The organism is Corynebacterium sp. HMSC08F01, from assembly GCF_001807545.1.
Taxonomy (GTDB): domain Bacteria; phylum Actinomycetota; class Actinomycetes; order Mycobacteriales; family Mycobacteriaceae; genus Corynebacterium; species Corynebacterium coyleae.
Genome location: NZ_KV789283.1, coordinates 1 through 1,310 on the forward strand (window position 1 = coordinate 1; position 1,310 = coordinate 1,310).

The window sequence follows — 1,310 nt, forward strand, 5'->3', positions numbered from 1 at the left end:
TGGGGTGTCATGATTCCGGTGGACGGTGAAACCCACCGATCTGGAAGGATTAAATCATGCCACGTAAGTATTCGGATCAGTTCCGTCAGCAGTGCATTGATGAGGTGTTGATGTTCGGCAAGACCCGTGGTGCCGTGGCCCAGGAGTACGGGGTGTCGTCCTCGTCGTTGGGACGCTGGGTGGCCAAAGCCGAAGGCACCTTGGGCACTGGTTCCGGCAGCCACATGCGCGCTGCTGATGCCGCGTCGCAGGACCCGGCAGAGATGGCAAAGCGGATCAAAGAGCTCGAGCGTGAAAACGAGTTTTTAAAAAAAGCGGCCGCCTTCTTCGCCACGGAGCACACCACGAGGACCTCTTCGCGGTAATTGCCCACTTCCACGAAGAAGGCAACCCCTGCCCTCGCTACCCAGTGTCAATGATGTGCCGTGTGTTGGAAGTATCCAGCTCCGGCTATTACGCCTGGCGCAAGCGTAGAGATACTCCGCCGACCGGTGGCACACCGCGGGCGAAACGCGCGGCGATTACCGATCTGGTTATCGAGATCTTCAACGAGCACAACGGTTTTGCCGGGGCGCGCACTATCTACCGGCAGCTTCAGGCCCAAAACGTTGCAACCACGCTGTATGCGGTGCGAAAGATCATGGCTGACAACACGCTGCACACCAAGTACCGTCGCGCGTTTAAACGCACCACGATCCAAGACCCGCAGGCGAGCGCACGTGCTGATCTGCTTCGGCGCCGTTTCTACCCCGCGATGCCGACAACCTATCTGTGCGGCGACATCACCTACCTGCGCACCGCGCAGGGGTGGATGTATCTGGCCGTCGTGATCGATCTGAGCACACGGATGGTTGTCGGGTGGCAGATCGCAGACCGGATGAGTGCGCAACTTGTCGTCGACGCGCTGACCATGGCGCACGCGGCCGGTTTCGTCGCGGGCAACGCGGTGTTTCACTCCGACCGCGGCTCGCAGTACACCTCGAAGCAGTTCGCGCAAACAGCCAGGAAACTCGATGTGCGTTTAAGCACCGGCGCGGTCGGTGTGTGCTGGGACAACGCGGTTGCGGAGTCGATGTTTTCCACGTTGAAGCTGCATCTGCTGTACGAAAAGAAGCAGTTCGCGTCGAAGTTCGACGCCCGCTACGAAGTCGGACACTGGATCGAGACGTACTACAACCGCCGCCGCATCCACTCCACCACCGGGCTGATCCCCGCCGAAGCAATGCGCCAATTCAAAACCCGCTGCGCCGACACACACGCCGCCGCAGCCTAACCCCCACAACCAAACACAACGGGTTTACCCGTCCACA

1 protein-coding gene and 1 pseudogene are annotated in these 1,310 nt (G+C 60.1%); both read left to right on the forward strand.

Annotation, left to right across the window (positions count from 1 at the left end):
- Window positions 1–110: 110 nt before the first annotated feature.
- On the forward strand, window positions 111–365 hold the full coding sequence (locus tag HMPREF3171_RS01285) for a transposase (protein WP_244268753.1): 255 nt from the start codon (window positions 111–113) through the stop codon (window positions 363–365).
- Window positions 359–1,273, forward strand: a pseudogene (locus HMPREF3171_RS01290) (IS3 family transposase); the annotation flags it as partial. The gene HMPREF3171_RS01285 and the pseudogene HMPREF3171_RS01290, both read left to right, overlap by 7 nt.
- Window positions 1,274–1,310: the final 37 nt, after the last annotated feature.

Bases quoted from the DNA above. Each gene is read 5' to 3' on its own strand.
- HMPREF3171_RS01285 (WP_244268753.1), top strand. From the start codon at position 111: ATGTTCGGCAAGACCCGTGGTGCCGTGGCCCAGGAGTACGGGGTGTCG.